Source organism: Paenibacillus wulumuqiensis (assembly GCF_000971965.1).
Lineage (GTDB): Bacteria > Bacillota > Bacilli > Paenibacillales > Paenibacillaceae > Saccharibacillus > Saccharibacillus wulumuqiensis.
Window position 1 is genome coordinate 201237 of the sequence record NZ_LAQP01000014.1, and the last position, 19994, is coordinate 221230.

Annotated in this window: 14 protein-coding genes and 1 riboswitch; of the genes, 10 read left to right on the forward strand and 4 right to left on the reverse strand. The window is 51.7% G+C overall.

Going from position 1 to position 19994, the window contains the following annotated elements; genetic code table 11:
• Positions 1 to 228: 228 nt before the first annotated feature.
• Positions 229 to 414, reverse strand: a complete 186-nt coding sequence (locus WH45_RS16975; protein WP_046215604.1) for a hypothetical protein — start codon at positions 412 to 414, stop codon at positions 229 to 231.
• A gap of 142 nt (positions 415 to 556) precedes the next feature.
• Positions 557 to 2341 (reverse strand): adenine deaminase, encoded by a 1785-nt coding sequence (gene ade, locus WH45_RS16980; protein ID WP_046215605.1) that lies wholly within the window; start codon positions 2339 to 2341, stop codon positions 557 to 559.
• A gap of 63 nt (positions 2342 to 2404) precedes the next feature.
• A riboswitch (purine riboswitch) is annotated at positions 2405 to 2504 on the reverse strand.
• 259 nt (positions 2505 to 2763) lie between these two features.
• Between ade and WH45_RS16985 the strand changes: the two genes are divergently transcribed.
• Positions 2764 to 4191 carry an NAD(P)-binding domain-containing protein gene (locus tag WH45_RS16985; RefSeq protein ID WP_046215606.1) on the forward strand — a complete coding sequence of 476 codons (1428 nt, stop codon included), beginning with the start codon at positions 2764 to 2766 and terminating at the stop codon, positions 4189 to 4191.
• 194 nt (positions 4192 to 4385) lie between these two features.
• Here WH45_RS16985 and WH45_RS22940 read toward each other — a convergent pair whose 3' ends face one another.
• Entirely contained in the window at positions 4386 to 6077 is a 1692-nt protein-coding gene (locus WH45_RS22940; protein ID WP_052723830.1) for a GDSL-type esterase/lipase family protein, read from the reverse strand.
• Between the two features lie 167 nt (positions 6078 to 6244).
• On the opposite strand from WH45_RS22940, the gene WH45_RS16995 reads away from it, so the two are divergent.
• Positions 6245 to 8488, forward strand: coding sequence for a helix-turn-helix domain-containing protein (locus WH45_RS16995; RefSeq protein WP_046215607.1), 2244 nt, complete (start codon positions 6245 to 6247; stop codon positions 8486 to 8488).
• A 226-nt stretch (positions 8489 to 8714) separates the two neighbouring features.
• Here WH45_RS16995 and WH45_RS17000 read toward each other — a convergent pair whose 3' ends face one another.
• Positions 8715 to 9599 (reverse strand): carbohydrate ABC transporter permease, encoded by an 885-nt coding sequence (locus WH45_RS17000; RefSeq protein ID WP_046215608.1) that lies wholly within the window; start codon positions 9597 to 9599, stop codon positions 8715 to 8717.
• 396 nt (positions 9600 to 9995) lie between these two features.
• Between WH45_RS17000 and WH45_RS17005 the strand changes: the two genes are divergently transcribed.
• From WH45_RS17005 to WH45_RS17040, 8 genes are all read left to right on the forward strand, one after another.
• A complete protein-coding gene (locus WH45_RS17005; RefSeq protein ID WP_407668039.1) occupies positions 9996 to 10853 on the forward strand; it encodes an ABC transporter permease in 858 nt (285 codons plus the stop codon).
• Positions 10854 to 10920: 67 nt separating this feature from the next.
• A complete protein-coding gene (locus WH45_RS17010; RefSeq protein WP_046215610.1) occupies positions 10921 to 12435 on the forward strand; it encodes an extracellular solute-binding protein in 1515 nt (504 codons plus the stop codon).
• A gap of 27 nt (positions 12436 to 12462) precedes the next feature.
• Complete coding sequence (locus tag WH45_RS17015; RefSeq protein ID WP_046215611.1) at positions 12463 to 13632, forward strand: glycoside hydrolase family 88/105 protein; 1170 nt, start codon at positions 12463 to 12465, stop codon at positions 13630 to 13632.
• Positions 13619 to 14974, forward strand: coding sequence for a glycoside hydrolase family 28 protein (locus WH45_RS17020; RefSeq protein WP_046215612.1), 1356 nt, complete (start codon positions 13619 to 13621; stop codon positions 14972 to 14974). Before WH45_RS17015 ends, WH45_RS17020 begins: the two co-directional genes overlap by 14 nt.
• Position 14975: 1 nt before the next feature.
• Positions 14976 to 15869: a dienelactone hydrolase family protein gene (locus WH45_RS17025; protein ID WP_046215613.1), complete on the forward strand. Its 894-nt coding sequence runs from the start codon at positions 14976 to 14978 to the stop codon at positions 15867 to 15869.
• Between the two features lie 95 nt (positions 15870 to 15964).
• On the forward strand, positions 15965 to 17089 hold the full coding sequence (locus WH45_RS17030) for a pectinesterase family protein (RefSeq protein ID WP_082096911.1): 1125 nt from the start codon (positions 15965 to 15967) through the stop codon (positions 17087 to 17089).
• Positions 17086 to 18795, forward strand: coding sequence for a glycoside hydrolase family 43 protein (locus tag WH45_RS17035; RefSeq protein ID WP_235338406.1), 1710 nt, complete (start codon positions 17086 to 17088; stop codon positions 18793 to 18795). Before WH45_RS17030 ends, WH45_RS17035 begins: the two co-directional genes overlap by 4 nt.
• A gap of 214 nt (positions 18796 to 19009) precedes the next feature.
• On the forward strand, positions 19010 to 19696 hold the full coding sequence (locus tag WH45_RS17040; RefSeq protein ID WP_052723831.1) for a hypothetical protein: 687 nt from the start codon (positions 19010 to 19012) through the stop codon (positions 19694 to 19696).
• Positions 19697 to 19994: the final 298 nt, after the last annotated feature.

Below are 19994 nucleotides of genomic sequence, written 5' to 3' on the forward strand. Positions count from 1 at the left end.
ATAAATATAGTAATCGTTTACAGTCGGACAAGTCCATTGTTTTATCATACCTGCCGGACGGGAAAGCAAAACATCCCTGATATGCCGGAGATGAGCATATCAGGGATGTTACGAATAAATATCTAAATGCGCCGACAAAGTCATGTACTATCGATCCGAACCATTGCATTCCATCTTATCGCAGATGTACTGCTGCCAGAACAGGGTTACGCTGCAGCAGCCGGGCAATTACAGGCGTGGTTCGTGCTGCTTGTTGGTAACCTCATGTGCAGAATAGGTATAAACTTGCTCAAGTTTGCTCGGATGCAGAAAGTATTGCATTGGGCCTGTGTGGATAAATACAGCCAGCAGCACAGCCGCCATTCCGACCATCAGTGCATAAACAATCAAAAATAATCCTTTGAGCCACATCATATATAATTATTCCCCTTTGCGTGTGTAAAATGGAATGCTGTTAATGTATATATCGGCAAAGACATTCCATTTTATACACCAAAACGGAAATAGAATTGGGAATATATGAATTATCGATGGGCAAGGGAAATTGCTGGCATATTTACAGGGGAGCAGGCTTCATATTCGGCTGTACCGCTACTTCAATATGGCGATTGGACACAAAATCAAACAGCCCCAGATCCGTCAGCTTGAGCGTCGGAATCACAGGCAGGGCGAGGAAGGACAGCATCAGGAACGGATTAAAATGCTGGGCAGCGCCGATCTGCAGCAGCGCCTGGTTGAGCTTTTTCATCTGACGATATACTTCTTCATAAGGACGCTCGGATAACAGTCCGCCAATCGACAGCGGCAGGGAAGCGAGTACTTCGTTGCCGGCGACAACGGCCAGGCCGCCATTTACGCTGGTTATATGTTCGATCGCCAGCAGCATCTCTTCATCCGAAGTACCGGCGACAATCAGGTTATGGGAATCATGGGCGACGGTGGAGACGATGGCTCCCCGCTGCAGCCGGAATCCTTTGACAATGCCCAGTCCGATATTGCCGGTCGCCTGGTGGCGCTCCACGACAGCCAGTTTGAGCAGATCATCGGTTGTGGAAGGGGCGAAATAGCCGCCTTTCCGGTCGACCCTATACTGCGCATGATTCGTAACGAGCGAATTGGGGATAATCTCAATCACATTGCACTGGTCACTGTTCAGCGGCAGCACCAGATGATCCAGTGTGACTGGAGCTGTCCGGCAGCGTGACAGCGCAGCAGTACTGCTGCCTGCTGGTACAGATTCTGCTGCTTTATTGCCAAGATCCTGTTCCAGCAGCCTGCCGCCGCGGACAACGCATTTGCCGTTTTTGTATACTTCATGAATAGAGATCTGTTCCAGATCGTCCAGTATGACCAGATCGGCCGTGTAGCCTGGCGTAACAGCACCCCGGTCCCGCAGTCCAAAGCATTCGGCTGTATTGAGCGTCGCCATCTGGATCGCTGTCACCGCCGGCAGACCGTGACGGATCGCCAGCCGGATATTGTGATCGACACTGCCTTCATCCAGCAGGTCATCGATTAGCTTGTCATCCGTAACAAACAGGCAGCGGCGTGAATTGTAGGGCGTAATCACCGGCAAAATGGCTTCCAGATCCTTGGCCGCCGTGCCTTCGCGGATCATTACATACATCCCCAGCTCCAGACGCTGCCGGGCTTCCTGTGCATGAATACATTCATGATCGGTACGAATGCCTGCGGCAGCATAGATGCCCAGCTGCTCAGGAGCAATGCCTGCAGCGTGACCATCCACATATTTGCCCCGGGCATGAGCGGAAGCGATTTTACCAAGCATACCGGCACTTGCACTGGATAGCGCACCAAAATCCATCACTTCCGCCAGCCCGAGCACTCGTGGATGTTCGTAAAGAGGCTCCAAATCCTCCGCTTCCAGACACACAGCACTGCTCTCAAAAGACGTCGCCGGTACGCAGGAAGGCAGCATGACATACTGGTCGACCGGCAGTCCCTCGGATTGCTCCAGCATATAACGAATACCATCGATACCCGCCACACTACCGATCTCATGCGGATCGGTGATCACACTGGTAACTCCGTGCTGAATAACGACTTTGGCAAATTCCTGCGGAGACAGCATGGAGCTCTCAATATGCACATGCCCGTCCATCAGACCGGGAATAATCCATTTACCGGCAGCATCCACGATCTCCCTGCCTTCATAGGTACCAATACCTGCGATAACCCCATCCACGATTGCGATGTCCTGCTGCATCAGCTCACCGGTGAATACATTGACAATCTGTCCGCCCCGGATTACCAGATCGGCAGGAACCCGGTGACTGGCGACATCAATTCTCTTTTGTAGCGCTTCTGCTGTCCATTCCATAGTCTTGTTCACTCCTTGTCTAAAATGAATACAAAAATCCCAATTACGAAAAATGCATGACAAAGAGATGGCAGCATTTTTCGTAATCAGGATTTTACGGCTGCTGGTAGAGACCCCCGGACCGTATTACCGGGGTTATACGAAAGAAAATGGATACAAATTTAATGTATATGGAAATTAAAATTTAGTTTAGAGGAAGAATAGGCAGATAGCAAGTATGAGTTATGTTTTATTACATAAATTAATTTTAAAAGCAGATTATAAAGATTAATTTCATCTATATTATTAATTATGTTAGTTTAATTATACAAATAGGCATTGATATATTATATTTAATGACAAATTAATTAACATGATATACCGGAAGTTCATAATTGACCGTTATAATGAGCCAAATGGACAGGATGAAAGGCGGGGGTCTTATGAGTCTGGAAGCATTAAATGAGCGTGTGCAGCAGGATCTGGCTTATCTGGCATATGGCGGAGCGGATTGGGTACGTCCGGTATATCATCCGGAAGGACATGTATATGATGCTGTCATTATCGGGGGCGGACAGAGTGGGTTGGGAGCGGCTTTTGGCCTGCTGCGTGAGCGGATATCGAATATTCTGGTTATTGACGAGAACCCTGTCGGATTCGAGGGGCCGTGGCAGACATATGCGCGAATGGTTACGCTGCGTACGCCCAAGCATCTGACATCGATCGATCTGGGGATTCCGTCGTTGACGTTCCGTTCCTGGTGGGAGGCTCAGCATGGACCGCAAAGCTGGGAGCAGGTGGACAAGATTCCGCGCGGAGAGTGGATGAACTATCTGCGCTGGTATCGGCAGCTGCTTCGCCTGCCTGTAGCCAATGAAGTTCAGCTGGATTTGATCGAACCGCTAACTCCGGGGCTGCACCGACTGCATATTAGCGGACCGGGAGCACCGAGGGATACGGTACTGGCTCGCAAAGTGATTCTGGCGACAGGCATTCAGGGCGGCGGCGAATGGCATATACCGCCGATGATAACCGAGCGGCTGCCGGGTCATCTGTATGCCCATACTTCGGAACCGATCGATTTTCATCATCTTCGGGGCAAAAGGGTAGCGGTGCTGGGCGGTGGGGCGTCAGCTTTTGACAATGCCAACCATGCGCTGAGCGAAGGAGTGGCTGAAGCCCATGTATTTGTCCGTCGTGAAGTGCTGCCGAGTGTGAATCCGATTCGCCAGATGGAAGTGTCGGGAATGATCGAACGTTTCCATACACTGAGCGATGCCGAGAAATATGCGGTGATCGCCCACTTTTTCAAATTCAATCAGCCGCCGACCAATGATACGTTTGAACGTGCGGCGTCCTGGCCGGGTTTTGAGCTGCATCTGGGATCGCCATGGCTTGGTGTAGAGCCTTGGGGGGAGGGGGCCAGAGTTACGACGCCGCATGGGCAGTATGATTTTGACTTTTTGATTATCAGCACGGGACTGCTCAGTGATCCGGCGCTGCGTCCGGAGCTGAGACTTGTAGCGGATCATATCGCCCGCTGGCAGGATCGTTATGCAGCTGCGTCAGAGATAAGAAATGTGTTGCTCGACGCCCATCCGTATCTCAGTACGGGATTTGCTCTGCAGAGTAAGGACGAGACGGGAGCAGGAATGCTGCATGGACTGTTTGTATTCAACTATTCCGCACTGGCCAGCTGCGGCTTGTCCGCCTCCGCCATTTCCGGGACCAAAAATGCTGTTCCCCGGCTGGTGACAGCGGTAGCCGATCAGCTGTTCCTTGATGACAAGGAACATATTCTGAGCCAGTTCTTCGCCTACGATCAGGAAGAGTTTGTCGGTCGCTGGTCCAAAGTGGTCAACGGATCTTAACTGACAAGCAGGTAAACTGATGACGTTTATAATAATACAAACAAGCAGATCTGCGGGATGCGGATCTGCTTGTTTGTATGTTATGGATAATGTTCTGGAAGTGAAATGCTTATTTGGCTGCGGCTGCATTTCCTATCTATGCAGCATACCACAGCAAAAGGGGATATCCGAAAAGTGCTTTGACGGGCCAATGTTTAACGGGCCAATAATTCACGGTTGTGCTGCTGTACAAGCTTATGCAGTGCAGTAAGCGCGGGATGCTGCAGGATAGCAGAGACGGCAAGCTCTGCGATCGCCTGTGCTCCCTGGACCGAGAAATGGGTATCATCGGCAATGCCGTCCATATAGTTGGGATGCTGTCCCGGCGGTAAATGCATGAACAGCTTCCTCGAACCACTCTCCCCAAGTGTAGCATACAGCTGCTGGGAAGCGGCAAACAGATCGAGCAGTGGTACATCTGCCGCTGCAGCGGTCTGCTTCATCGCTTCCGGGTACACGCCGACCGATAACGGATCAGGAGTTCCATCCGGCAGAAAGCGCCTACGGCTGACCGGCGTCAGCAGTACCGGAATCGCGCCATGCTGTCTGGCGGTATCGATAAATTGGCGCAGATTGCTGCGGTAATCCGTGTCCGGGTCTGTATAGCGGGCGGGATCGGCAGACTTTTCGTCATTATGTCCGAATTGGATCAGCAGATAATCACCGGCCTGCAGGTCTGAGGCGATATGATCCAGCCGACCTTCCGCCAGAAAGGAACGTGTGCTTCTTCCGTTGATCGCCCGGTTGTCCACGGTCACTGCTCCACCAAAATGCTCGGCCATATATTCACCCCAGCCGCTCATCGGCTTCTCGGAAGCGCCTTTGATCGCGGCAGTGGAATCTCCGGCGATGAATAACGTGGGCCGTCTCTGAGCAGCATCCATACCGGGCAGTGTCTGAGTCAATGGAGCAGAGAGATGCCGCTGCAGCCAGTTTGCTGCCAGCTCTGTCCACTGATGACAGTATGGATGCTCCTGTGCCAGACCGAGTCCATGCCGTCCGCTCTCCATAATATGCAGTTCATGCGGAATACGATGGGCAGAGAGCGCCTGGCTGAACAGTAGGCTGTTCTCTACAGGCACGCTGGCATCATCGGCTGTTGCCCAGATAAAAGTAGGCGGCACCGATTCATCCACCTGCTGTTCGGCAGAGAAACGGCTGATCATTCCTGGATGAGGCTGTTCACCGAGAAAATGAAGCCGACTGCCCTGATGTGCATGCGGTTCGCGGAATGTAATGACCGGATAGGACAGCATCAGCAGATGAGGGCGAATGCGGCCCATGACGGCTGTGAGTGCAGCCAGATGACCGCCAGCAGAGAATCCGATCAATCCAATCTGCTCCGGCAGAATACGCCATGCTCCGGCATGCTGCCGGAGCAGCTGCAGCGCTGCTTCGGTCTCCTGCAATCGCTCATCAGGGTCGATTAGCGGGTGAGAAGCGCCAACTGCTGGATCTGTATGTTCGGCAAAGGAGCTGATTCGCCGGGAATCCTCTTTTAGATCCTCGTTCTCTACCGGTGTTTTGATTTCATCTGTCTGCAAGGAAGCACTTTCCGCTTCGGCTCGGGAAATATGATGATGTTCGCTGACACTGCCGGAAGCAGTCAGAGAGTCAAATGTGCTGTACTCCAGCACGGCGGCATGGATCCCGAGTGCATTCAGCCAGCGGGCGACAGGTTCTCCTTCGTGCTCGGCGAGATGGTGATAGCCCCCACCCGGCAGGATCAGCATGCACGGCCGGGGCGCCGCCGATTCGTTCAGATACAGATGCAAAGCAGGAGAAAAAGGGGAATCGATGATTTTATTTACAGGTTGGTCGCTGTAATGATTTATAATGTGTAGCATACTGGAATTGTCCTTTCCGTGCATCGCGGTGAACGATTGGCCGGATGCAAAATGGGATGAAATGAATAAATAACAGATAGTTGGACTAATTTGCTAAAGAAATCCTTAACATCCAGATTATGATAGCGTTATAATGGATACTGATGACTGAACCGATGGAGGGCATGATGAAAAAGGGAACTATGTTTTACAAAATTTTTATTCCTATTCTAGTACTAGGGATCGGTCTGTCCATTAGCTTTGGCATATATATCTACTTCAATACGGTGCAATCGGTTATTGATAGTGTGGCCAACGGCAAGCAGAGTTACATCACACAGATGAGAAATAATCTCGAACAAAAAATACGTACTATTGAATACGCTTTCAATACATATAGTACGACAAGCTCGTTTAGCGAGGTCGTTAACCATCCGATCACGGAAAAGGACTTTATCGCCTACCGTGATGTGAATACCCAGCTGAACTATATTGCCACGATGGGCATGGAGGGCGCCCAGTATTCGCTGATCAGTATCAACCAGAGCTGGCAAATCTCCAATGGTACCCTGTCACATCTCACTGCTGAAGAACGGCAGCAGCTGTACGACGAATATATTGCGGATCAGGACCAAGGATTGTTCTGGGTGAAGACGGACTCGGGACTGCGCTTTGTTAATACACTGCCGGTATTTTCCAAGCAAAAACAGGCGATTGCACTCTCCGATATTTCTCTGGACACGCTGAATCGCAGTCTGAGTACGGAAGATCATGCGCCTATTTTTATCCTGAACAAGCAGGGCAGCCTCATGTATGATACCGGCAAAGCGTCCGACCTGCTAAGTGCGAATCAGCTGAACCAGATTCCATCGATGATCGGTCAGGACCAGAATACGGGCATACTGACCCTGGAACGTGACAAAGGTCCGAAGCTGCAGCTCATTTATGCCAAGTCACCGTACAACAATTGGATTTATTTTACGACTCTGGATCAAAAGGAAATTGCTAGTGCCCTGCAGACGACCAAATATGGACTGATCGCGATGGAGCTGGTACTGATTCTGCTCATTATCGTGGTCGCTTACGGCATTTCGGTTTATTTTACCAAGCCAATCCAGCAGATTACACGCAGCCTGCCCAAGGATGCGCAGCTGACTGCCAAGAACGAGATCGAATGGATCCTGTCGTCCATCGACCATATTCTGACCGAGAAGCAGAGTCTGGAGAGCCTGATTGAAGCCGAACAGCCGCAGCTGGAGACCCAACTGGTCCTGAATCTGTTCCGCAATCGTGTGTCTGCCGCTGAACTGGAGCATCAGTTGAACCGTCTTGGCCACTCCAACGTGGAGGATCAGCAGTATGTAACGATGCTCGCCCAGCTGGATAATGTAGGCAAGCGCGATGCGGCTGACAAGGATGTACTGCTGCTGGCGATCAACAAGATGGCCGAGGAGCTGATCACGCCACAGCAGCGGCTGCTGCCGATTATCCTCAATGATGATACTCAGGCGACGATCCTGATCTTCTCCGGTGTGAACGAGCAGGAAATGCGCAAGCAGATGCTCACCTATGCCAAAGCGATGATTCGCACGGTGCGCGAATATTTGAAGCTGTCGATCAGTATCGGGATCAGTCAATCCTATCCGACCCTGCTGCGCAGCAAGGAAGCGTGTGAGATGAGCAAGCAGGCACTGCATCAACGGCTGAATCTGGGCAAGGAATCGATCATTTTCTATGAAGATATCTCCAATGTGGTCTCCGGTCCGGTACTGCTGCATTATCCGGCCGAGCTGGAATCCCGGTTGTTCGATGCGATTCGGCTCGGAGACGAGGAGCAGGTCTCCCGGACCGTATATCCGCTGATGGCCGAATTCATGAAGAAAAGCCGCAACTCGATGGATCTGGAAGTAATGCTCGTCCGTCTGGTCAACAATCTGATCCAGCTGGAGCAGCTGCTTGGTCTGGAAGTGCTGTTAACGCACGACAATCGTGCCCTGTACCACCGACTGCTCAGCATCCGCAATCCGGAAGAGATTGAGCGTATTCTAATCGAACAGGTTATTTTCCCGATGGTGCGCAGCATGAAGAACAAGACCAATGAGCAGTTCCGTTGCCTGTCCGAGACGATCGCCGAGATTGTCCGCTCCGAATACGATCAGGAGCTGTCGCTGGAAATTATCGGAGACCGGCTGCATTACAACCCGAACTATCTGAGCAGCATTTTCAAAAAGGAATACGGCATTACCTTCAGCGATTATCTGATGAGCTACCGGCTGGAGATGGCCAAGCGCTGGCTCACCGAGACCGATCAGACGATCAAGGAGATCGCTGAGCGCCTGCAGTATCATAATCCCCAGAACTTTATTCGCTCGTTCCGTAAAAAGGAGCAGGTAACGCCAGGAACGTACCGGAAAATGAGACAGAGCATCTGAACAGGCTTAAGCCCTTGGAGCAGACAGAGCGAGCAGCAGCATACATCTAAGATAGCTCAAGAGACAGCATTCCATACCAACAGCAGCTCACCGGAACGCTAAACGACCGTTAAATACACGACATTCCTCAGACATCAGCAATGAATCTACAGCACAGACCAACAAAAGTCTTATGCCTCTGCTTTGCAGAAGATAAGACTTTTTCTTTGGAACCCTTTTCGGTGGATTATCCTTTGACTGCGCCCAGCAGTGCGCCCTTGGTAAAGTGTTTTTGTACAAATGGATAGGCAATCAGCATCGGCACGGTAGCTACGACGATAACAGCCATTTTGATCGTCTGGGCGGGTGGAATAACATCGACCGAGCTTCCTTCGGCCTGCATGCCGCTGGAGACGATAACGATCTGGCGCAGCAGTACCTGAATCGGCCATTTGTTGGAATCATTGAGATACAGAATCGCATTCATGTACGTATTCCAGTAGGTTACGCCATAGAACAGAGAGATTGTCGCAATGGAAGGCAGCGCCAGAGGCAGCATGATTTTGAAAAAGACACCAAAGTCATTGCAGCCATCAATCTTGGCGGATTCTTCCAGACTGTCCGGCAGCGCCTGGAAAAAGTTGCGCATAATGATCAGGTTGAACGCGTTGATTGCGACCGGCAGAATCAGGGACCAGTATGAATCGATCAGGCCGACGCCTTTTACGATCAGGAAGGTAGGGATCATTCCGCCACTGAACAGCATCGAGAAGACGATGATGAAGTTAATCGCATTTCTTCCATATAGATACGTTCGGGACAGGCCGTAAGCCATAAAAGCAGTCAGTGCCATACTCACCAGCGTACCGACCAGTGTCGTGCCGACAGACACGCCCAGCCCTTTAAATATGGTAGGTGTGGACAGGATATAACGGTAGGCATCCAGGGAAAATGTAGTTGGGAACAGGATGAATTTCTTGGAGACGACTTCCTGGGTGGAAGCGAATGAACTGGCAATAACGTTAACAAACGGCAGCAGACAGGCAAGCGCGATTAGAATCAATAAAGTATTATTTACAATCGTAAAAATCTTGCTGCCTATCGTGGTATCTTTTCGTAAAGACTGTTCCATGCGTAATAACCTCCTTAGTAATCGTGTACTCCCTAACTGTAACAATCCCGGCCTGTTCCGTATATAATCCGGGGACGAGATCATGCGCTGCATCTGTGAGAAATGAGGGATGATCATTAGCTCATAATATAATCATCAGCTGAGATGAGAACCAGACAAATCCTTATTTATCAAGGTTTTGCAAACGCTATCAACTGATGATTATATACGGAATGCCCGCACTGCTTTAGTGTGAAAGGCGTAACGTGAATGTCCACTAAGGAGGCTGGTGATCCGGTGAAGATGTCGAATCCAATGAAAGTATCCGATGCTGCCGCACTGAAGCTTGAAGGCACCAAAAAGGCAACCAAGCGCAGAGGGCAGTACGGAATACTTCGTAACAAATTTCTCTATTTAATGATTCTGCCGGGATTTATTTATTTTGTTATTTTTAAGTATTTGCCAATGGGCGGGCTGATTATTTCCTTTCAGGACTACCAGCCGTATCTCGGAATTGCCGACAGCCCATGGGTAGGACTGAAGCATTTTATCCGTTTGTTTACGGAACCGACCTTTTTTATGCTGCTGAGTAATACATTGATTCTGTTCGCGCTGAATATCGTCATCTTTTTCCCGCTGCCGATTATTCTGGCACTGATGCTGAATGAAGTGCGGCACCGTTATTTCAAAAATGCGATCCAGACAATCATCTACATTCCTCACTTTATGTCCTGGGTTATTATCGTATCCATTACCTATGTATTCCTGACTGTAGATGGCGGAGTTATTAATGAAATGCTCGCGGCGATGGGCTTTCAGAAGATCAGCTTCCTGACCTCTCCGGAATGGCTGCGCACGATGTATATGGCACAGATTATCTGGAAAGAGCTTGGCTGGTCGACCATTATCTATCTGGCAGCGATTACGGTCGTGGATACCCAGCTGTATGAAGCGGCCGAGATGGATGGTGCAGGTCGTCTGCGCAAAACCTGGCATGTCACCCTGCCGGCGATTCGTCCGGTTATTATTACCCTGCTGATCCTCAAGATCGGTACCACACTGGATCTTGGATTTGAACATATGTACCTGCTGCTCAATTCACTTAACCGTGAAGTGGCCGAGATTTTTGATACTTACATTTATACGGCAGGTCTGAAAAACGGACAGCTCAGCTTCAGTACCGCGGTCGGTCTGTTCAAGGGACTCGTCGGGCTAATCCTGATCATGATGGCCAACAAGCTCGCCAAGAAATTTGGGGAAGACGGTGTCTATTGATGCCTGCTGCATCCTGTTCATCCGTGCATCACATTAACCTGGAACGATAAGAGAGGGGAATAATGGAATGAAAAAAAGCCAAATAATCGCGATGAAAAAAGTAGCCGCTGTAGTGGTGAGCAGTGCCCTTATATTGACTGCCTGCGGCGGGGAGAATGCTTCTTCCGGCGTCTATGATGCCAATTCCAAAGCCGAAATCAGCTGGCTCAATATTCTGCATACCGCTTCACCGCCAACAGACACCGTGCTGAACAAGCTGGAAGAGAAGACCAACAGTGATATTACGTTCTCCTGGATTCCCGATGCTTCCAAGGAAGAGCGGATCAATACGGCACTGGCGTCCGACTCGCTGTCCGATATCGTAACCCTGACGCTGCTCGATAACTCCTCTGTACGCAATGCGCTCAAATCCGGCATGTTCTGGGAAGTGGAGCCTTATCTCAAGGATTATCCGAATCTGGCCAAAATTCCGCCGGAAACGATCAAATCCGCTTCGATTGGCGGCAAGCTGTACGGCGTTCCTTTCCAAAAAGATCTGGCCCGCAACGGTGTAACGATCCGCAAAGACTGGCTGGACAAGCTGGGGCTGGAAGTGCCCAAAACGACCGATGAACTGATGGCTGTCGCCAAGGCATTTACCGAGCAGGACCCGGATGGCAATGGCGCGAATGATACAACCGGATTCGTTGATCGGAATGATCTGGTATACGGCGCATTCAAGACGCTGAGCTCCTACTTCGGTACACCGAATAACTGGCAGGTGAGCGAAGACGGCAAGATGACACCGGAATTTATGACCGAAGGCTATATGAAGACAATGAATTACATGAAGGATCTGTATGACAAAGGCTATATCAACAAGGACTTTGCCGTAACCGCCAAAACCGACCAGCAGCAGAAATTTGCCCAGGGCAAAGCAGGCATCTACGTGGGCGCGCTGTTTGACAGCAAAAACCTGCTCAACATGTCCAAAGGCGTGCAGGATGATATGGAATTGGTCATGGCCAACGATATTACATCCACCGGCAATGAAAGCGACCGGGCGATCTGGGCGGCAAATAACGGAATTGGCGGCCTGCTCTCCTTCCCGCGCTCCGAAGTCAAAGATGAAGCCGAACTGAAGCGTATCCTCAAATTCGTTAATGATCTACTGGACGAAGATTCCTTTGCACTGATGACCTACGGAATCGAAGGCACTCACTATAAAGTGGATGACAAAGACGCAGCGACCATTACGAATACCGATCTGTGGCAGCAGGAAGTACAGCCTTTTGCTTCCAGTCGACCAAAAGAAAGCGGATACAATATTCATGATGCTGATCCACTCAAGCAAATGGCTGACAAAATGATCGCTGACAATGCCAACTATGCTGTGCTGAATCCTGCTTATGCGCTGGAATCCGAGACCTACAACACCCAGGGCTCCGAGCTGCAAAAAATGATCGTCGATGCCACCTACAAATACATTCTCGGCGAAATCGATGAGAACGGATTCAACCAGGCGATCGAAAGCTGGAAAAGCGCCGGCGGCAGCAGCATCATTTCCGAATATGAAGCATCGTACAAGGCAACCCAATCCTAAATAACAAATCATCTTATGGAGGTCCAAATGACTAATACGCAATGGGCACTAACCACCGCCAGTTCCATTATGGAACGTACTCCCCGGTTGTATGAAGACCGGGGGCATCGTGAAAAATGGTCGTATGACTACGGCGTCATTCTCAAAGGATTCCAGCTGCTCTGGCAGCAGACCGGTGACGCTGCATATTTACAGTTTATCCGCGACAATATGGACCATTTTATCCAGGAAGACGGCAGCATTCTCGGCTACCGCCAGGATGAATATAATATCGATCATATTAACAACGGCAAGCTTTTGTTTCTCCTCTACCGGGAAACCGGGGAGGAGAAGTACCGCCGGGCGGCAGTGCTGCTGCGCGAGCAGCTGCAGAACCATCCGCGTACGTCCGAAGGAGCCTTCTGGCACAAGCAGATCTATCCGTATCAGATCTGGCTGGACGGGCTGTATATGGGTTCACCGTTCTATCTGGAATATCTGCTGACCTTTGAAGACAGTCAGGGTATTGATGACGTGACCCGCCAGTTTATCCTGTGTGAACGCCATACCCGTGATGCGAAGACAGGGCTGCTCTATCACGCCTGGGATGAGCAGAAGGTACAGCCATGGTGCGATCCGCAGACAGGACTGTCCCCGCATTTCTGGGGCCGCTCGCTCGGCTGGTTCAGCATGGCACTGGTGGATGTGCTGGAGATTCTGCCGCCGTCCCATCATGATTATGGAGAATTGACCCGTATTCTGAATGATACGCTGACTGCACTGCGCAGCTATCAGGAGCCGGAGACCGGCGTCTGGTATCAGGTCGTCGACCAGCCGGAGCGCAAGGGCAATTACCGTGAAGCTTCTGCGACTGCAATGATTGCCTACGCCATGGCCAAAGGGATTCGTCTTGGCGTACTGCCCGCCGACTGGCAAACGGCACTGGATCTTGCCTACCATGGCATGATCGACGAATTCGTGCTCACGACCAAAGAAGGCTGGGTCAATCTGAACAAAAACTGCCAGGTTGCCGGTCTCGGCGGCGCCGATCAGCGGGATGGAAGCTTTGCCTACTATATCAGTGAACCGATCGTGACCAATGATCAAAAAGGGCTGGGTGCGTTCCTGCAGGCCTGCACCGAATACGAACTGCTCGGTAAGGGCAAGAGCCATGCTGCTGATCCAGCCAGCGGAGGGACAGCCGATGTCGGTATATAACATAGCGGATTACGGTGCTGCCCGAGATTCCGATAAAATGTCGACCGGCGCCATCACAGCGGCGATCGAAGCAGCCAGCCGGGCCGGCGGCGGAACCGTGCATGTCCCTGCAGGAACATACCGGACCGGAGCGATCCGGATGAAAAGCAATATCGAACTGCATCTCAGTCCGGGAGCGGTGCTGTCCTTCAGTACCGCCCCGGAAGATTATCCAGTCGTCCAGTCGAGATGGGAAGGCGCCAGCAGGGAAGTGTACAGCTCCTGCATTTATGGCGAGCAGCTGGATAATGTATCCATTACAGGCGGCGGATTGCTGGAAGGCAATGGTCAGGCCTGGTGGGACTTGTTCCGTCAGTCTCCCGAGCAGCTGGCGTATCCGCGTCCCAAGCTGATCAGCTTCCACCACTGCCAGCGGCTCACGATCCGGGATGTCCGGCTGCATAATTCACCGAGCTGGACGGTCAATCCGATCTGCTGTTCCAATGTCACCATTGATAATCTGTCTATTCACAATCCTGCCGATTCGCCCAATACAGACGGCATCAATCCGGAATCCTGCTCCAATGTACGGATCAGCAACTGCCATATCGATGTGGGCGATGACTGCGTCACGATCAAGTCGGGAACAGAAGATGCCGCAGAACGTATTGCCTGCGAGAATATTACCGTCACCAACTGTACGATGATGCACGGTCATGGCGGGGTGGTCATCGGCAGCGAAATGAGCGGCGATATCCGCAATGTGGTGATCAGCAACTGTATATTCAAGCAGACTGACCGCGGGATTCGTCTCAAGTCCAGACGCGGTCGCGGCGGGATCGTCGAGGATATTCGCATCAGCAATATTGTGATGGAGGATGTGATCTGTCCGTTTATTATGAATCTGTATTATTTTTGCGGTCCACGCGGCAAGGACAAGTACGTCTGGGACAAGAACCCCTATCCGGTGACCGGGGAGACGCCGCGCTTTCGCCGGATTCATTTTGCCAATATTACGGCACGTCATGTACATGCAGCGGCCGGATTCCTGTACGGACTGGCCGAGCAGTACATATCGGAGATTACATTTGCCAATATCGATATCTCCATGGCGGAGAATGCCACGCCAGGTCGCCCTGCGATGATGGCAGGCATCGAGGAAATGAACAACCGCGGCTTTTACCTCGGCAATGTGCGGGATATCCGCTTCCAGCAGGTGACGATCGAGAATCACGAAGGCCCGGCCTTTTATATTGAAAATGGGGAGTCGGTAGAGATCAGCGACTGCCATTCCCGCAATACAGCGAAGCCGGAACAGCTGGTGCATCAGATCACTACCGAAGTAACCGCAGGAGGGCTGTAGGATGAAAAGCAGGGATCAGCTGCTGACACTGCTGGGTGATCTGCCGGAGCAGTACACGCTGGATAGTGAATTGCTCTGGCAGGAGGAACGGGATGGTTACCGGCTGGAGACACTGCTGCTGGATCTCAATGGCATGGAAAAGGTACCAGCGTACGTGGCGGTTCCTTCCGCAGGGGAGGGGCCTTTTCCATTGGTCATCTTCAATCATTCCCATGGCGGGGATTACACAAACGGCAAGCGCGAATTTCTGCGCAGCAGTCCGTATTTGCAGGAGGCTTCCTTTGCGAAGACACTGACCGGCATGGGCTATGCCGCCTGCTGTATTGATATGTGGTGCTTCAACGAGCGCGGCGGCCGGACCGAGAGCGAGACGGTCAAGGAGATGCTCTGGCAGGGACGTGTGCTGTGGGGCATGATGATCCACGATAATCGCCGGCTGCTCGATTATATGTGCAGCCGGGAGGATATCGATGCTTCGCGGATCGGTACGATCGGCATGTCGATGGGCGGACTGATGGCCTGGTGGCTGGCTGCGCTGGATGAGCGGATCACCGTCACCGTGGATATTTGCGGACAGGTGGATGCCCATACGCTCGTGCAGCGGCGCGGGCTGGATCATCATGGCTTTTATTCGTATGTACCGGGCCTGCTCAAATATTACTCTACGCTCGATATCCAGCAGTGGATCGCCCCGCGTCCGCGGATCAGTCTGGTGGGCCGCAACGACCGGATGTGCCCGATTGATGGAGTGGAGCATCTGGCAAGCGGGCTGCGAAGTGTATATGAGCAGGCAGGACACCCCGAGCACTGGGTTCCTTTTGTCGGCAGCGGCGGACATATGGAGACGGCAGAGATGAGAGCGGCCTGGATGACGTTTTTGCAAAAGCATTTATAGCGTAGAGGATGATCTGTATGTATCAAAGTAGAAGGATGCCTGCATATGCAGAATATCAATAGATCAGAACCGTGCAGGTATGGAAAGGAGAAATGATGGAGATTCTCGTGGGCCGACAGCCATTTTGTGATTATGCGACGATCCAGGCAGCGGTGGATGCGCTGGAAATCTATACAGTTCCTCTGGAAAACAATATTGATATGGATCAATCTCATACATCCATTCCAGCAATGAACAGGAATTTCCCAGCAGATGCCGCAGCCGATCCTCCAGATGATGAAGCGGATAGATCAACAGACCCGTCCATGATGGCGACGACAGAGATGGACACCATCCGCATTCTAGAAGGCATCTATGAGGAGTCTGTGATCATCTATCGCTCCAATCTGCGCATCATCGGCATCGGCAGCGTGGAGATTACGGCCTGCCGGCATGCCCGTGAAAAGGATGAGCAGGGCGTGCCCATCGGTACCTTTGCTACGCCAACCCTGTTTGTAGGAGGTAGCAATCTGCTGCTGGAGAATCTCACGATCAGCAATACGGCCGGGCAGGGAGAAGGGATTGGTCAGGCGGTGGCCGTGTACGCCCATTCTGACCGTACCGTATTCCGGCGCTGTATATTGCGCGGCCATCAGGATACATTATTCACCGGCCCGCTGCCGCCGAGGCCCCGGGAGCGTGCATCATTCGGAGGTATTCCGATTCGTGAGCATCACGCCCGGTATCGGCAGCTGTATGAACATTGTTATATCGAAGGCACGGTTGATTTTATATTTGGCGGGGCGACAGCCTATTTTGACCACTGCCAGATTCACAGCCTGCGTCACTATCGCAATCGTTCCACCTATATCACTGCAGCCTCTACACCACAGGATCAGCCCTACGGCTATGTGCTGTACCGCTGTTATCTGACCGGCGAGCGGGATATCGCACCCGTCTATCTGGGGCGGCCGTGGCGGGAGTATGCGCGCACTGTTCTGGTGGAATGCAGACTGGGTGATCATATTCATCCGGCAGGCTGGCATAACTGGGATCAGCCGGCCAATGAACAGACCGTCACGTATCAGGAATATGACCCTATCCATGCAGAGCAGCTTCGTGCCGATCGGGCAGGCTGGGCCGACTGCCTGACCGATGGAGCCGATCAGTGGACTAGAGAGCATGTATTTGCCGGAACCTCATTCTGGAATTTCCGAAATCAGGAAGGAAGTGCCTTATGAAAGCAGCAGACACCGCCGTCACACCCACATCCCGGCAGATGATCACCAATCCGATTCTGCGCGGCTTTAACCCGGACCCTTGTATTCTGCGAGTGGAAGATACTTATTACATCGTGGTCTCGTCATTTGAATGGCTCCCCGGTGTCAGGGTATATGAGTCCGTTGATCTGGTGAACTGGACATACTGCACGGATATTTTGACCGATCAGGTGGACCTCAGGGGCAATCCCAAAAACTGCAGCATCTGGGCGCCCCAGCTGAGTTACCGGGATGATCGGTTCTATCTGCTCTATACTGATGTGAAAAGCACCAAGCGTCCTTTCAAGGATGATCATAACTATCTGATCACCGCCCCGGATATTCATGGACCGTGGTCCGAGCCGGTCTATCTGAACAGCAGCGGATTTGACCCATCATTATTTCATGACGATGATGGACGGAAATGGCTGCTCAACGCGCTGTGGGATTACCGGATTACCGAAGGCAACAAGTCCAGCGGCATCGTCATTCAGGAGTATGATTCTACCAAGGGTACGTTGATCGGCGATCCGGTCAAGCTGTTCGACTGCACCCCACTCAAGAAAACGGAAGCTCCGCATATCTATAAAAGGAACGGTTACTACTATCTGATTACGGCCGAGGGCGGGACAGGCACTGGACATGCCGTGACGGTAGCACGTTCACGGGAACTGCTCGGTCCGTATGAAGTCGACCCGCATAATCCGATGATGACCTCCAGCGGCCATCCGGAATGGCCGCTGCAGTGTGCCGGTCATGGCAGTCTGGTGGAGACGCATGATGGAGAGTGGTATATGGCGCATCTGTGTACTCGTCCGCTGGAAGGGCAGTATGCGATTCTCGGCAGGGAGACTGCGCTGCAGCAGGTATACTGGGATGAGGAAGGGTGGCTGCGGCTGACCGGCGGCGGTTCTCTGCCTCAGCTGCAGGTAGCGGCGCCAGTCGGTTATAACCGGGACGCATCAACTGGAAAGGATGGACTGGATAAATTAGCAGTCGGTTCAACCCTTCACAATGAGCAGCTGGCAGCGGAAGAAATATCATCCGGCAGAGCTGCCTCAGCGTATACAGGATGGACATTTGAGGATTCATTTCATGGGGAACGATTGCGGCCGGAGTGGAATACACTGCGCATTCTGGCTGATGAGAGCTGGTGCTCCCTGACTGCAAGGCCAGGCTATCTGCGGCTGACCGCTGGTGAGTCGGTGCAGACGCTGTTCCATCATCATCTGCTTGCCCTGCGCCAGCAGGACCGGCACTTCCGGGCAGAGACTGCGCTGGATTATGAACCGGAATTGTATTTGCAGATGGCCGGGCTGCTGCTGTATCTGAATGAAGATAACTATCTCTATGCCTATGTGAGCCGGGAGGATAGTCGCAAAGTCATCCGCCTGATGAAATGCGCAGCTGATCAGTTCAGTCTGATTCCCGAATGCATTGTCATTCCCGAGCAGGGTATGATTCATCTGGCGGTGGAAGTCCATGAGACCACGGCGCAGTTCTACTATGCTGCCGGGGCGGCAGAAGACCGGCCTGACTGGCAGCCACTGCATGGACCGGAGAATATCAGCTTCCTGTCCGGAGGATTTACCGGCAATTTCATAGGCATCGCCGCCCATGATATGTACCAGTTCAGAGGCAGCCATGCGGACTTCAGCTATTTCCGCTATCAAGGACAGGACCGCTAAATAGTCAGTGAAACTTCTCCAGGCACACCTTATCCGCAGGTATGCCTTTTTGATATGAAATATGGAATTGTGGGCAACTGCCCGTATAGAATAGGGTAAATAAACATCATAAGTGTAACCTTTATCGGGTTGGGATCGTCTTACCTGGAATACACCTGTCTGTACGTACGTGCATCACAATACGTTCAGGAACAGTCACAGAGGAGGAAACAGAATGAAAATGAACCGATTATATACGATAGGTCTGCCTGCCCTGCTGCTGAGTGCAGCACTAAGTGCCTGCAGCGGCAATGCGACAGCCCCGCCTGCACCGACGCCTGCATCCAATTCCGGTACAGCAGACCCTGCAGCAGCGACCGAAGAAACCGGCAACACCGGCGGTGAGCAAGCGGGAGAATCGGGTATGGATGTCCAGCAGGAGAATAGTGAGGCGGCTTCGACAGATCGTCCGCAGCAGCGCTCTACCGAGATGCTGATCAAGGGTGAACCAAGCAAGCATAATGCTGCACTGACAGAGGGCGAAGGTTACTCGCTGTATGTATATGAAGAGATGCAGCTGCAGAACAACCGTCTGTCCCTCAAATCCAACCCGCAATATTATGCAGAAATCGAACCGCTGCCAGCTGACTTCAATTTGGATCAACTGCGCAAACAGGGCAAGCAGGAACTGTCCAAGACTGGAGAAGTACAGGAATTCAGCGGCGATACGGTTGGTGAACCATTGACCGGTGCACAGCTATTCCTGCAATCCGGCAATGAACAGCTGCTGCAGAGCTATGTCGTCTGGGAACCGAAAGGAGAGACCGGATACATTTTCCATATTCATCAGCCAAGAGGGGGAGAGGGCGGACTGTTTAACCCGCTGGCCTATGATTCTCTCGCCAGCATTCAGGCAAAGTAATCCAAGCCGGTTGGAGCTGCCCTTCTTTCCTGCACGGAGTTATTCCGGATAGCAGCAAACTGAAGCACAACACCAGTGTTCTACCCATATCGTTATCATGTATCGTTATCGTGCAATACCGCCGGCGGCTTTGACCGTTGGCTTTTTTGTGTATAAAAAGCTATGCATTATAAGGATAAATGCCGATAAATAAAGCGTAATGTGTAAGTTATTTCCTCATGTTCAAAATTGTGAACGAAAAAAGTCGAAACGTGAAACTTTTTGAATTATTTTGAAGGAGAGTGATTGTTTTTTGTCA